Here is a 12,414-nt window from a genome sequence, read left to right as displayed (position 1 = left end):
GCCGGTGCTCAAGGCGACCCTGAGGAGCTTCCTCGCGCACAAGGGGCGGCTGGCGCTGTCCGCGCTGGCAGTGATCCTGTCCGTGGCGTTCGTCGCGGGCAGCCTGATCTTCTCCGACACCGTCACCCGCACGTTCGACCGGCTGTTCGCCTCCACCGCCGCCGATGTGACGGTCCAGCCCAAGCAGGACCTGCGGTCGGCACGGACGAGCGGCGCGGTGCAGACCGTGCCGGCCGCGCTGCGGGACCGGGTGGCGGGGGTCGACGGGGTCGCGGCGGCCCGCGCCGAGGTGTCGGTGCAGAACGCCGTCGTGGTCGACAGCCGCAACAGGTCCGTCGGCCCGACCACCGGCGCCCCCACCCTCGCGAGATCCTGGTACGCCACCCACCGCAGCCCGGTGAAGCTCACCTCCGGGCACGCTCCGCACGGCCCCGGGCAGGCGCTGCTGGACGCCGACACGGCGGGCAAGAGGCATGTGCGGATCGGCGACACGCTGACCGTGCAGGCGCAGCCGGGTGCCTTTCGGGTGCAGGTCGTCGGCATCGCCACCTTCACCACGACCAATCCGGGCTCGGCCCTGGTCTACCTGGACCCGGATGTGGCCGGCCGGGAACTGCTCGGCTCGTCCGCGAAGGCGACCAGCATCTCGGTGGACGCGGCCCGGGGCGTGTCGGACGCCGAACTCAAGCGCCGGATCGGCGCGGCGCTCGGCACCCGCGCCTACGACCTGGAGACCGCCGGGGAACAGGCCAAGTCGGCCGCGGCCGACCTCGGCACGTTCCTCGACGTGATCAAGTACGTGATGCTCGGTTTCGCCGGCGTGGCCCTCCTGGTGGGCGTGTTCCTGATCGTCAACACGTTCTCCATGCTGATCGCGCAGCGCACCCGCGAGCTGGGCCTGCTGCGGGCACTGGGCGCGGACCGCCGGCAGGTGCGGCGCTCGGTGCTCCTGGAGGCGCTGCTGCTCGGGCTGGTCGGCTCGACGCTCGGTCTGGCGGCCGGGATAGGGCTGGCGTTCGCGCTGATCCGGCTGATGAGCGCGTTCGGGATGAACCTGAAGGCCACGGAGATGGTGATCGGCTGGGAGACGCCGGTCGCAGCCTACGTCGTCGGCCTCGGCGTCACCTTCGTGGCCGCCTACCTGCCCGCGCGGCGGGCGGCGGCCGTCTCGCCGATGGCCGCACTCGCGGATGCCGAAGTGTCCGGTGTGGGCCAGCCGTTGAAGGTGCGGGCGATCGCCGGAGCCGTGGTCGGGGCGGCCGGAGCGGCGGCGCTCGCCGGGTGCGCGGCGGCGACGAGGGCCGGGCAGGCCGCCTCTCTGCTGGGTCTGGGCGTCGTACTGACCCTGATCGCGACCGTGGCCGCCGGGCCGCTGCTGGTGCGACCGGTGATCCGGGTGCTGGGCGGGGCCTTCCCGGCGCTGTTCGGCCCGGTCGGCCGGATGAGCCAGCGCAACGCCCTGCGCAATCCGCGCCGGACCGGCGCGACGGCCGCCGCGCTGATGGTGGGCCTGGCGCTGGTCGTCGGGATGTCCGTGGCGAGCGCCTCGATGTCCGCGTCGTTCGACCGGCAGATCGACAGGACCCTCGGTACGGACTTCATCGTCCAGAACAGCAACTTCGTCCCGTTCACCACCGAGGTGCACGACGGCGTGGCCCGTACGCGCGGTGTAGGGCTCGTCGTGCCGCAGCGCCTCACCCCGGTCGCCGTACGGCTGCCGGACGGCGACCGGGTCCGCACGACCGCCGCCGCGTACGGCCCCGGGCTCGACGACGTCGTGCACCTCACGTACGTGCAGGGCGGTTCGCCGGCCGCGCTGGCGGACGGGCACCTTGCCCTGGACGCCGCCTTCGCGAAGACCCACGGCGTGCGTGTCGGCAGCGCGCTCCCGGTCGAGTTCCCGGGCGGACGGCACGCCGAACTGACGGTCGCAGCGCTCACCGACCAGGACGTCGCGCAGGGTTTCGGCGCCCAGGGCGGCATCTGCTTCGGCCTCGCGACGCTCGCGAAGTACGTGCCGGACGCCCAGGACTCCGTGCTCTACGTCAACGCGGCGTCCGGCACGAAACCGGCGGACCTGCGGCCCCGCCTGGAGCGAGCGCTCGCACCGTTCCCCCAGGTGCAGGTGCGTGACCAGGCCGACTACAAGGATCTGGTGCACGACCAGATCGCCGTACTGCTGTATCTGGTGTACGCGTTGCTCGGACTGGCGATCGTCATCGCCGTGCTCGGCGTGGTCAACACGCTGGCCCTGTCGGTGGTGGAGCGGACCCGGGAGACAGGGCTGCTGCGGGCGATCGGGCTCGGGCGGCGGCAGCTGCGCCGGATGATCCGGCTGGAGTCGGTGGTGATCGCGGTGTTCGGGGCGGTCCTGGGGCTGGGGCTGGGGTTGGTGTGGGGCGTGTGCATGCAGCAGGTGCTGGCCCTGCGCGGGCTGACGGCGCTCGCGATCCCCTGGGGCACGATCGTCGCGGTGGTGATCGGCTCCGCGGTGGTGGGCGTGGTGGCGGCGCTGTTGCCGGCGCTGCGGGCGTCGCGGATGAACGTGCTGGCTGCGATCGCCCACGAGTGATCATGGCGGCCCGGACATGATGGAATCGGACCGGATCCAAGTCGTCAGTGATCGGGGAGAGTTCATGCCGCGTCCGTTCCGCTTCGGAGTCAATCTGCTCACGCCGGCGCCCGCCGACGAGTGGCGCGCCACGTGCCGTCGCGCGGAGGAGCTGGGGTACGACGTGATCCTCGTCCCGGACCACCTCGGCATGGCCGCGCCGTTCCCGGCGCTGGTCGCGGCGGCGGAGGCGACCGAACGGCCGCGGCTCGGCACGTTCGTGCTCAACGCGGGGTTCTGGAACCCGGCGCTGCTGGCCCGCGAGGTGGCGACCACGGACGCGCTGACCGGCGGCCGGCTCGAACTCGGCCTCGGCACCGGGTATGTGCAGGCGGAGCACGAGGCGGCCGGGCTGCCGTACGGCTCGCCGCGCGAGCGGGTGGACCATCTGGAGCGTACCGTCGCGGAGCTGGAGCGGCTGCTCGGCTCCGCAGACCACCAACCGCGGCCCGCCCAGTCCCGGGTGCCGGTGCTGATCGGCGCCAACGGCGACCGGATGCTGCGGCTGACCGCCGCGCACGCGGACATCGCGGCCTTCACCGGCGCCCGGCCGGGGAAGACGCCCGGGACGCTGGATCCGCTCGGCGCCGAGGAGCTGGACGAGCGCGTGGAGCGGTACCGCGCGCTGGCGGCGGACCGGACGCAGCCCGCCGAGATGAACCTGCTGATCCAGCTCGTGGCCGTCACCGACGACCCCGAGCCGGTGCTGAAGCCGCTGCTGGAGCGGCAGCCCAGGCTCACCCTGGACCAGGCGCTGGCCCTGCCCATCGTGCTGGCCGGTCCGCTGGAGGACGTCGTGGCGAAGGTGCGGGCGCAGCGTGAGCGGTACGGCTTTTCGTACCTGACCGTCCTGGAGCCCTTCATGGAGGCGTTCGCGCCGGTGATGGAACGGCTGCGCGAGGAGTCCGCGTGAGGAAAACCGCTGCGCTGCCACGCCGTTCGCGATCATGATGAGTGCATGACCGACCTGCATGTACGTGCCGCCGTTCCGGACGACCTCGACAGCGTCCTCGCCTTCTGGAAGACGGCCGCCGAGGGGACGAGCATCAGCGACGACCGCGCCGGCGTGGCGCGGCTGGTCGACCGCGACCCCGAGGCGCTGATCCTGGCGGAGCGAGGCGGTGAGCTGGTGGGCACGGTGATCGCCGGCTTCGACGGCTGGCGATGCCATCTGTACCGGCTCGCGGTGCACCCGGAGCGGCGGCGGCAGGGCATCGGCTCGGCGCTGCTGGCCGCCGCCGAGGAGCGGTTCCTGCGGCTGGGCGGCCGGCGCGCGGACGCGATGGTGCTGGTCCGCAACGAGACCGCGCACCATGCCTGGGGTGCGGCCGGTTACGGGCCGGAGGAGCACTGGCGGCGCTGGGTGAAGCCGCTCACCGGCTGAGCCGTCGAGCCCGGAATCGGGTCGCGCAGGGCTTCTTTGCTCATCCTTTACTCTTGAGGGAGCACTCGGTCCTCTATGAAAGGTTGTGAGCGTCCGCCCATGGGCGAGCCTCCCAGTCCGCGACACCGCGCGTTCTCCCTTGCCCTGTCCGATCATGGGACGGGGGTGACCCGATGACCGAAGTGCTCCTCCTCCTGGTGGCGATCCTGCTGTCGCTCGCCTGCGGCGCCTTCGTGGCGGCGGAGTTCTCGCTGACCACCGTCGAGCGCGGCGAGCTGGAGCGGGCGGCCGAGCGCGGCGAGCGCGGCGCCGCGGGCGCCCTGAAGGCCGCACGGAACCTGACCTTCCAGCTCTCCGGCGCCCAGCTCGGCATCACGGTCACCAACCTGGTGGTCGGCATGCTCGCCGAGCCGTCGATCGCCAAGCTGCTGGCCGGCCCGTTCCGCGCGATGGGCCTGTCCGGCGGCACGGCGAGTTCCGTGGCGCTGGTGCTGGGCACCGCCCTGTCCACGGTGTTCCTGATGGTCGTCGGCGAGCTGGTGCCGAAGAACTGGGCGATCTCCTCACCGCTGGCCGTGGCCAAGCGCGTGGGCAACGCGCAGCGCTGGTTCAGCGCGGCTTTCCGCCCCTTCATCACCCACCTGAACAACACCGCCAACCACTTCGTCCGCCGGCTGGGCATCGAGCCCGCCGAGGAGCTGGCCTCCGCGCGCGGGCCGCAGGAGCTGGCCGCCCTCGCCCGGCACTCCGCCAAGGAGGGCGCCCTGGAGCCGGACACCGCCGAGCTGTTCGTCCGCACGCTGAACCTGGCCGACCTCACGGCGGAGAACGTGATGACCCCGCGCGTGCAGGTCGTCGCCCTGGAGACCCAGGCGACCTGCGAGGACGTGGCGAACGCGACCCGGGCCACCGGCCTGTCCCGGTTCCCGGTCTACCGGGGCAGCCTGGACTCCGTCGTCGGCACCGCCCACATCAAGGACGTGCTGGCCGTCCCCGCGGACGAGCGGCGCCACCGCACGGTCGCCCAGGTGATGCGGGAGCCGCTGCTGGTGCCCGAGTCCCTCACCGTGGACCGGCTGCTGGACCGCCTCGGCGGCAGGCGCACCATGGCCGTCGTCATCGACGAGTACGGCGGCACGGCCGGCGTGGCCACCCTGGAGGACATCGTGGAGGAGGTCGTCGGCGAGGTGCGGGACGAGCACGACCCGCACGAGCTGCCCGACCTCGCCCCGGCGGGCGCCGACGAGGAGGGCCGGGCGCTGTACCTGGCCGACGGCGCCACCCGCACCGACCAGCTCGCGCGCGTGGGACTGCGCGTGCCGGAGGGGCCGTACGAGACGCTGGCCGGCCTGGTCGCCACCGAGCTGGGCCGGATACCCGCGACGGGGGACAGTGCCGGCGTCGCCGGCTGGCGGCTGGACGTGGTCGACGCCTCGGGCCGCCGGGCCGCCCGGGTGCTGCTGCACGCACCGCTGGACGACGAGCGCGGTGACGGGTCCGGCCGGATCCACGGAACACGGGAGGGGACGCGATGACCGCCGTACAGCTGCTGATCGGTCTGGCGACCCTCGTCGTCAACGCCTTCTTCGTCGGCGCCGAGTTCGCGCTGATCTCCGTACGCCGCTCGCAGGTCGAGCCGCTCGCCCAGGAGGGCGACCGGCGCGCCCGGAGCGTGCTGTGGGGTCTGGAGCACGTGTCCGCGCTGCTGGCCGCCGCCCAGCTCGGCATCACGCTGTGCACGCTGGTGCTGGGTGTGGTCGCCGAGCCGGCGATCGCGCATCTGCTGGAGCCGGTCTTCCACGCCCTGGGCGTGCCCGTGAGCGCAGGTCACGCCGTGTCCTTCGTGATCGCGCTGACCCTCGCGACCTATCTGCACATGCTGCTCGGCGAGATGGTGCCCAAGAACATCGCGCTCGCGGAGCCGGTGCGCAGCGCGCTGCTGCTCGGTCCGCCACTGGTGGCGCTGTCCCGGGGGCTGCGCCCGGTGATCTTCGCCGTCAACGCCTTCGCGAACGGGCTGCTGAAGGTGCTCCGGGTGGAGGCGAAGAGCGAGGTCGCGGCGACCTTCACGGACACCGAGCTGGCCGAGATCGTCAAGGACGCCAGCGAGGCGGGCCTGATCGACAACCGGGCCCAGGAACGGCTGCACGACGCCCTGGAGCTGGGCAGCCGGCCGGTCCGGGACGTGGTCGTACCGCTCCAGCGGGTCGTGTACGCGCGCGTGGGCGTCACCCCGGAGCAGCTGGAGCGGCTGTCGGCCGAGTCGGGCTTCTCCCGCTTCCCGGTGGTCGACGCGGGCCGCCGGATCGTGGGGTATCTGCACGTCAAGGACGCGCTCGACGCATCGCCGCGGGACGTGCCGTTCCGGTTGCGGGACATGCGGCCCATCGCGCGCGTGCGGGAGGGGACCCCGCTGGACGACGTGCTCACCGCGATGCGGGGCAGCCGGACGCACCTCGCGGCCGTGCTCGGCGACGACGGGCGGCTGGCGGGCCTGGTGACCATGGAGGACGTGCTGCGGCAGCTGTTCGGGCAGCCGGCGCCGGGGTGACGCTCCGGGGGGCGTACCGGGCTGATCCCGGGGGCCGACCGACCGGTGGGTATGGCGCCGGGATACCATCGCTGGCGCCATGCAGACGAACCCCTCATCTCCCCCGTACAGCAGCCTGGTCGCGGTCGGCGACTCCTTCACCGAGGGCATGTCGGACCTGCTGCCCGACGGCTCCTACCGGGGCTGGGCCGACCTGCTCGCCGCCCGGATGGCGGCCCGTACGCCCGGGTTCCGGTACGCCAACCTCGCCGTGCGCGGGAAGCTGATCGGGCAGATCGTCGACGAGCAGGTGGAGGTGGCGGCGGCCATGAACGCCGACGTCGTCACCCTGGTCGGCGGGCTCAACGACGCCCTGCGCCCCAAGTGCGACATGGGCCGGGTCCGGGGCCTGCTCACCGAGGCCGTGGAGCGGCTCGCGCCCTCCTGCAGGCAGTTGGTGCTGATGCGCAGCCCCGGCCGCCAGGGCCCGGTGCTGGAGCGGTTCCGGCCGCGCATGGAGGAGCTGTTCGCCTGCGTGGACGAGCTGGCCGCGCGGCACGGCGCCGTGGTGGTCGACCTGTACGGGGCGCCCGCGCTGGCCGACCCGCGGCTGTGGGACGTGGACCGGCTGCATCTGACGGCGGAGGGGCACCGCCGGGTCGCCGAGGCGGTGTGGCAGACGCTCGGGTACGAGCCGGAGGACACCGAGTGGCATGTGCCGATGCCGGCGACACTCCCGCCGGGCTGGGCGACACGCCGGGCCGCGGACGCACGGTTCGCCCGGCAGCACCTGCTGCCCTGGATAGGCCGCCGCCTGACCGGACGCTCGTCCGGCGACGGCCGCCCGCCAAAACGCCCGGAACTGCTGCCGTACGAGGGGCCGGCGTAACGCGCCCGCGCTGACTCCTCCCCCGCCTCCTCGCCTGTCAAGTCCCGACTTCCAGTGCCGTGACGCCCGCGCGCGGCCGGGGCGCAATGGAGGCACGGGTCCGAACCGGACCTCGGCAGCCATGGAGGTGTGGGAGTGAGTCGGATACCGAATCCTGTGAAGCGGCCACCGGCGCGGGCCGCGCTGCGCCGGCAGATCGTCATCGCCCTGGCGGGGTTCGCGATCTGTGTCGCCGCACTGCTGGTTGCGGGATGGCGCACCCTGGACGCGTCGGCCGGGCCGTGGTCCACCGGTTTCGGCTCCTCCACCGGCGCACCGGCCGTGGTGGAGGGCACCGGCTCGGAAGGGGATGCCGGCGGCGACGGAGGTGCGCGCGGCGTCGGCGGCGACGCCGGTGTCACCCTCCCTGGCCCCACCGAGCAGAGCACCACCACCCCGACCTCCGCCACCAGCGTGCTGACGCTCGTGATCGCCGGCGTCTCGGGCACCGGAGGCTTCTTCAGCGGAGTCGCGGCACTGCTCACCGTGCGACAAGGCGCCCGCCGGGCGGGACGGGTCCCTGAGCGCCGTCGCCGCCCCGGCCGCTCGCCGAGCGGTGCCGACGCTCGCCGGCGCATCCTCCGCTTCGCGCCGCGCAGCGGCCGAGCCGCCCGCCGCGCACGGCGCGCCGACGTGACGGAGCTCTCGTAGCTTCGGCCGAAGCCACCCATGGCGTTGGCCTGCACGAACCGCCAGTAGAATCTGGACACGTGACTTCTGCGCCCGCCAAGCCCCGCATTCCGAACGTCCTCGCCGGACGCTACGCCTCCGCCGAGCTCGCCACGCTCTGGTCCCCCGAGCAGAAGGTGAAGCTGGAGCGGCAGCTCTGGCTCGCCGTGCTGCGGGCCCAGAAGGACCTCGGCATCGAGGTGCCGGACGAGGCGCTCGCCGACTACGAACGTGTCCTCGACACCGTCGACCTGGCCTCGATCGCCGAGCGCGAGAAGGTCACCCGGCACGACGTGAAGGCCCGGATCGAGGAGTTCAACGACCTCGCCGGGCACGAGCACGTGCACAAGGGCATGACCTCCCGTGACCTCACGGAGAACGTCGAGCAGCTCCAGATCCGGCTCTCGCTGGAGCTGATGCGCGACCGTACGGTGGCCGTGCTGGCGCGCCTCGGCAAGCTCGCCGGCGAGTACGCCGAGCTGGTCATGGCCGGCCGCTCGCACAACGTGGCCGCGCAGGCCACCACGCTGGGCAAGCGCTTCGCGACCGCCGCCGACGAGCTGCTCGTGGCCCACGGCCGGGTCGAGGAGCTGCTGGGCCGCTACCCGCTGCGCGGCATCAAGGGCCCGGTCGGCACCGCGCAGGACATGCTGGACCTGCTCGGCGGCGACGCGGCCAAGCTCGCCGAGCTGGAGAACCGCATCGCCGGGCACCTGGGCTTCTCGCAGGCGTTCACCTCGGTCGGCCAGGTCTATCCGCGCTCGCTGGACTACGAGGTGGTGACCGCGCTGGTGCAGCTGGCCGCGGCGCCGTCCTCGCTCGCGAAGACGATCCGGCTGATGGCCGGGCACGAGCTGGTCACCGAGGGCTTCAAGCCGGGCCAGGTGGGCTCCTCGGCGATGCCGCACAAGATGAACACCCGCTCCTGCGAGCGCGTCAACGGCCTCATGGTCATCCTGCGCGGCTACGCCTCGATGACCGGCGAGCTGGCGGGCGACCAGTGGAACGAGGGCGACGTGTCCTGCTCGGTGGTGCGCCGGGTCGCGCTGCCGGACGCCTTCTTCGCCCTGGACGGCCTGCTGGAGACCTTCCTGACCGTCCTCGACGAGTTCGGCGCCTTCCCGGCCGTCGTCGCCCGTGAGCTGGACCGCTACCTGCCGTTCCTGGCCACCACAAAGGTGCTCATGGGCGCCGTGCGGGCCGGCGTCGGCCGCGAGGTCGCGCACGAGGCGATCAAGGAGAACGCCGTGGCCACCGCGCTCGCGATGCGCGAGCAGGGCGCCGAGCGCAACGACCTGCTCGACAAGCTCGCCGCCGACGAGCGGCTGCCGCTCGACCGCGAGCAGCTGGCCGCGCTGATGGCCGACAAGCTGTCCTTCACCGGTGCCGCGGCCGACCAGGTCGGCGTGGTCGTCGCCCGGATCGAGGAGATCGTCAAGCAGCATCCGGAGGCCGCCGGCTACACCCCCGGAGCGATCCTCTGACCCGCACCCCGCGCTTCACCAAGGCGGAACTGGAGGCCGCCCGCGACCGTCTCGTCCCGGACGTGGTCGCGGACGGCCTCCATGTGCTGTTCTGCGGCATCAACCCCGGACTCATGACGGCGGCGACCGGCCACCACTTCGCCCGTCCCGGCAACCGCTTCTGGCCGGTGCTGCACCTGTCCGGCTTCACCCCGCGCCTCCTGAAGCCGTCCGAGCAGCATGAGCTGCTGTCCTACGGGCTCGGCATCACCAACGTGGTGGCGCGGGCGTCCGCCCGGGCGGACGAGCTGACCGCCGAGGAGTACGTCGAGGGCGGTCGGCTGCTGACCGCGAAGGTGACGCGGCTGAAGCCGAGGTGGCTGGCCGTGGTCGGGGTGACCGCGTACCGCGCCGCGTTCGGCGACCGCACGGCCCGGGTCGGCCCACAGGAACGGGTCATCGGGGACAGCCGGGTATGGGTGCTGCCCAACCCCAGCGGCCTGAACGCGCACTGGACGACGGCGACGATGGCGGAGGAGTTCGCCCGGCTGCGGGAGGCGGCAGGCGCCGACGGTCACGGCGGGTCGGTCTCCGTCACTATCCCGAGCAGCTGAAACGGCAGCTCCTTGTCCCACTGGGACACACCGAGAGCGACCCAGCGGCCCGCCCGCGGCACCCGCCACAGCTGGACGTCCGGGACGTGACCGCTGAGCCCGGCCCACGGCTCCGGGATGTCCGCGCCCTCCATGGTCCGGTCGAACACGCTGTACAGACTGATGTGCTGCGGCTGCCCCCAGCGCTCGCCGAGCCGCTGCGCCAGACCGTCCCGGTCGGCCTCGTACTGCGCCTCCGTCTCGTCCCGCTCGCTGCCGTCGCCGTCCCAGAACTCCGCGCTGGTCCGTAAAGCGGCTATGTGATAGCCGGGCCCGCTCTCGCCGTGCTCCGTCCTGCCGTGCGCCGCCGGGAACTCCCGGACGCACAGCAGGTCGATGAGCGTCAGGCACTTCGCGATGTCCATGCGATTCAGTAAAGCGGGCCCCACTGACAATTGGCGGTGCGTCAGGCGGCCCCTCGCACCGTCAGGCGGCCCCTCGCCACGGCCAGGCGGCCCTCGCCACCGTCAGGCGTCCCTGCGCCGCAGGCTCCACGCGCCCGCGAGCAGGGCCGCCGCCGCCCACAGGGCGGTCACCGCGAGCCCGCTCCACGGGCCGAGGGCGCCGTCCCAGCTGCTGTGCAGGGCCACTTGGCCGGCCCGGTCGGGGAGGAAGTCGGCGACCCCGCCGGACAGGTCGCCGATGACGAACGACACGATCAGCAGGAACGGGATCAGGACCGAGAGGGTGGCGACCCCGCTGCGCAGCACGGTCGCGACTCCGGCCGCGAACAACGCCATCAGGGTCAGGTGCAGGCCGCAGCCGAGGGCGCCGCGCAGCCCCTCGGCCCAGCCGGGAGCGGACGCGCCGAGAGCCGCCCGGCCCACCAGGAGCGTGACGAGCCCGGTGAGCAGCCCGACGGCCAGTGCCGGCAGGGCGATCGCCGTGGCCTTCGCGGCGAACCAGCGGCCCCGGTCGGGCACCGCGGACAGGGTCAGCCGCAGCGCACCGCCCCGGAACTCGGACGACACGGCCGTCGTGCCGAAGGCGATCGCGGCGACCTGCCCGAAGCTGATGCCGAAGAACACCGAGAACAGCGGGTCGGAGTCGTCGGCGTCGGCCGCGGCGAGCACCGAGAACGCGGTGGTGGCGACGAGGATCGCGGCGAGGGCGCCCAGCAGGGAGCGCAGGGTACGGATCTTGATCCACTCGGCGCGGAACACGGGTGTGAAGGACATGGTCAGACCTCCTGGGGCTGTGCGGTGAACTCGGCCTCGGCCGCCGTCAGATCGAGGTACGCCTCCTCCAGCGTGGCTTCGCGGGCCGCGAGTTCCAGGACGGGGACGCCCGCCTCGGACATCAGGCGGCCGAGGTCGTCCACGCGTGCGTGCCGCACCGTCCAGGTGCCGTCCGCTTCCCGGGCTGCCTCGTGACCGTGCCGGGCGAGGAGGTCGCCGAGGGCGGCGGGGTCGGTGGTGCGGATGCGGACGTGGGGCCGTACGCGCGCGTGGATGAACTCCTGGACCGGTGTGTCGGCGAGCAGGCGGCCCCGGCCGAGGATCAGCAGGTGGTCGGCGAAGGCGGCGGTCTCGCCCATGAGATGGCTGGAGACCAGGACCGTACGGCCCTCCGCCGCGAGCCGGCGCAGCAGGGTGCGGATCCACACGATGCCCTCGGGGTCGAGGCCGTTGGCGGGCTCGTCCAGCAGGACGACCTCGGGGTCGCCGAGCAGGGCGGCGGCGATGCCGAGGCGCTGACGCATGCCGAGGGAGTACGTCCGCACCCGGCGGCGCGCCACGGGAGCGAGGCCGGTCTCCTGAAGGACGGTGTCGACCCGGCCGGCCGGGATGCGGTTGCTCGCGGCGAGGGCCAGCAGATGGTCACGGGCGGTGCGGGAGCCGTGCGCGGCGCCTGCGTCGAGCAGGGCTCCGACGCGGCGCAGGGGTTCCCGGAGCCGGGCGTAGGCCTGGCCGCCGATCGTGGCGGTGCCGGCGGTGGGCCGGTCGAGGCCGAGGACGAGGCGCATGGTGGTGGACTTGCCGGCGCCGTTGGGGCCGAGGAAGCCGGTGACCCGGCCGGGGCTCACCCGGAAGGTGAGGTGGTCCACGGCCCGCCGGCCGCCGTACTCCTTGGTGAGGTTCCGTACGTCGATGCTGGTCATGGCAACAGCCTGGCCGCCCAGGGGCGTTGGTTCCTCCCCCGCCGGTGGAGACCGTCTCCCCCGTGCGGGGGAGGT

12 protein-coding genes are annotated in these 12,414 nt (G+C 73.2%); 9 read left to right on the top strand and 3 right to left on the bottom strand.

Going from position 1 to position 12,414, the window contains the following annotated elements; genetic code table 11:
- Window positions 1–4 precede the first annotated feature (4 nt).
- From ACZ7DL_RS28710 to mug, 9 genes are all read left to right on the top strand, one after another.
- Window positions 5–2,572, top strand: a complete 2,568-nt coding sequence (locus tag ACZ7DL_RS28710) for an ABC transporter permease (RefSeq protein ID WP_470778430.1) — start codon at window positions 5–7, stop codon at window positions 2,570–2,572.
- Between the two features lie 64 nt (window positions 2,573–2,636).
- Complete coding sequence (locus ACZ7DL_RS28705) at window positions 2,637–3,524, top strand: LLM class F420-dependent oxidoreductase (RefSeq protein ID WP_470778429.1); 888 nt, start codon at window positions 2,637–2,639, stop codon at window positions 3,522–3,524.
- 45 nt (window positions 3,525–3,569) lie between these two features.
- Complete coding sequence (locus tag ACZ7DL_RS28700) at window positions 3,570–3,995, top strand: GNAT family N-acetyltransferase (protein WP_470778428.1); 426 nt, start codon at window positions 3,570–3,572, stop codon at window positions 3,993–3,995.
- Window positions 3,996–4,168: 173 nt separating this feature from the next.
- A complete protein-coding gene (locus tag ACZ7DL_RS28695; protein ID WP_470778426.1) occupies window positions 4,169–5,530 on the top strand; it encodes a hemolysin family protein in 1,362 nt (453 codons plus the stop codon).
- The gene (locus ACZ7DL_RS28690) at window positions 5,527–6,546 is read left to right on the top strand and encodes a hemolysin family protein (protein ID WP_470778424.1); all 1,020 of its coding nucleotides are present in this window, start codon (window positions 5,527–5,529) and stop codon (window positions 6,544–6,546) included. The genes ACZ7DL_RS28695 and ACZ7DL_RS28690 overlap by 4 nt, the downstream gene beginning before the upstream one ends.
- Window positions 6,547–6,625: 79 nt before the next feature.
- Window positions 6,626–7,414 carry an SGNH/GDSL hydrolase family protein gene (locus ACZ7DL_RS28685; RefSeq protein WP_470778423.1) on the top strand — a complete coding sequence of 263 codons (789 nt, stop codon included), beginning with the start codon at window positions 6,626–6,628 and terminating at the stop codon, window positions 7,412–7,414.
- Between the two features lie 135 nt (window positions 7,415–7,549).
- Entirely contained in the window at window positions 7,550–8,104 is a 555-nt protein-coding gene (locus ACZ7DL_RS28680) for a hypothetical protein (RefSeq protein WP_470778422.1), read from the top strand.
- A gap of 59 nt (window positions 8,105–8,163) precedes the next feature.
- Window positions 8,164–9,606, top strand: coding sequence for an adenylosuccinate lyase (gene purB, locus ACZ7DL_RS28675; protein WP_470778420.1), 1,443 nt, complete (start codon window positions 8,164–8,166; stop codon window positions 9,604–9,606).
- Window positions 9,607–9,668: 62 nt separating this feature from the next.
- Window positions 9,669–10,199, top strand: a complete 531-nt coding sequence (gene mug, locus ACZ7DL_RS28670; RefSeq protein WP_470778418.1) for a G/U mismatch-specific DNA glycosylase — start codon at window positions 9,669–9,671, stop codon at window positions 10,197–10,199.
- Here the strand turns inward: mug and ACZ7DL_RS28665 are convergent.
- The 3 genes from ACZ7DL_RS28665 to ACZ7DL_RS28655 form a co-directional block, all read right to left on the bottom strand.
- Window positions 10,160–10,603 carry a hypothetical protein gene (locus ACZ7DL_RS28665; protein ID WP_470778417.1) on the bottom strand — a complete coding sequence of 148 codons (444 nt, stop codon included), beginning with the start codon at window positions 10,601–10,603 and terminating at the stop codon, window positions 10,160–10,162. The genes mug and ACZ7DL_RS28665 overlap by 40 nt on opposite strands.
- Window positions 10,604–10,705: 102 nt before the next feature.
- A complete protein-coding gene (locus ACZ7DL_RS28660; RefSeq protein WP_470778415.1) occupies window positions 10,706–11,416 on the bottom strand; it encodes an ABC transporter permease in 711 nt (236 codons plus the stop codon).
- A 2-nt stretch (window positions 11,417–11,418) separates the two neighbouring features.
- Complete coding sequence (locus tag ACZ7DL_RS28655) at window positions 11,419–12,339, bottom strand: ATP-binding cassette domain-containing protein (RefSeq protein WP_470778413.1); 921 nt, start codon at window positions 12,337–12,339, stop codon at window positions 11,419–11,421.
- Between the last annotated feature and the right edge of the window lie 75 nt (window positions 12,340–12,414).

The sequence above is a fragment of the Streptomyces sp. NPDC036984 genome (assembly GCF_055607665.1).
Note: the sequence above shows the minus strand (reverse complement) of the source record. Positions and strands in the feature narration are given on the sequence as shown.

Bases quoted from the DNA above. Each gene is read 5' to 3' on its own strand.
- ACZ7DL_RS28690 (WP_470778424.1), top strand. From the start codon at position 5,527: ATGACCGCCGTACAGCTGCTGATCGGTCTGGCGACCCTCGTCGTCAAC.
- ACZ7DL_RS28700 (WP_470778428.1), top strand. From the start codon at position 3,570: ATGACCGACCTGCATGTACGTGCCGCCGTTCCGGACGACCTCGACAGC.
- ACZ7DL_RS28695 (WP_470778426.1), top strand. From the start codon at position 4,169: ATGACCGAAGTGCTCCTCCTCCTGGTGGCGATCCTGCTGTCGCTCGCC.
- ACZ7DL_RS28705 (WP_470778429.1), top strand. From the start codon at position 2,637: ATGCCGCGTCCGTTCCGCTTCGGAGTCAATCTGCTCACGCCGGCGCCC.
- ACZ7DL_RS28665 (WP_470778417.1), bottom strand. From the start codon at position 10,603: ATGGACATCGCGAAGTGCCTGACGCTCATCGACCTGCTGTGCGTCCGG.
- ACZ7DL_RS28655 (WP_470778413.1), bottom strand. From the start codon at position 12,339: ATGACCAGCATCGACGTACGGAACCTCACCAAGGAGTACGGCGGCCGG.
- ACZ7DL_RS28660 (WP_470778415.1), bottom strand. From the start codon at position 11,416: ATGTCCTTCACACCCGTGTTCCGCGCCGAGTGGATCAAGATCCGTACC.
- ACZ7DL_RS28685 (WP_470778423.1), top strand. From the start codon at position 6,626: ATGCAGACGAACCCCTCATCTCCCCCGTACAGCAGCCTGGTCGCGGTC.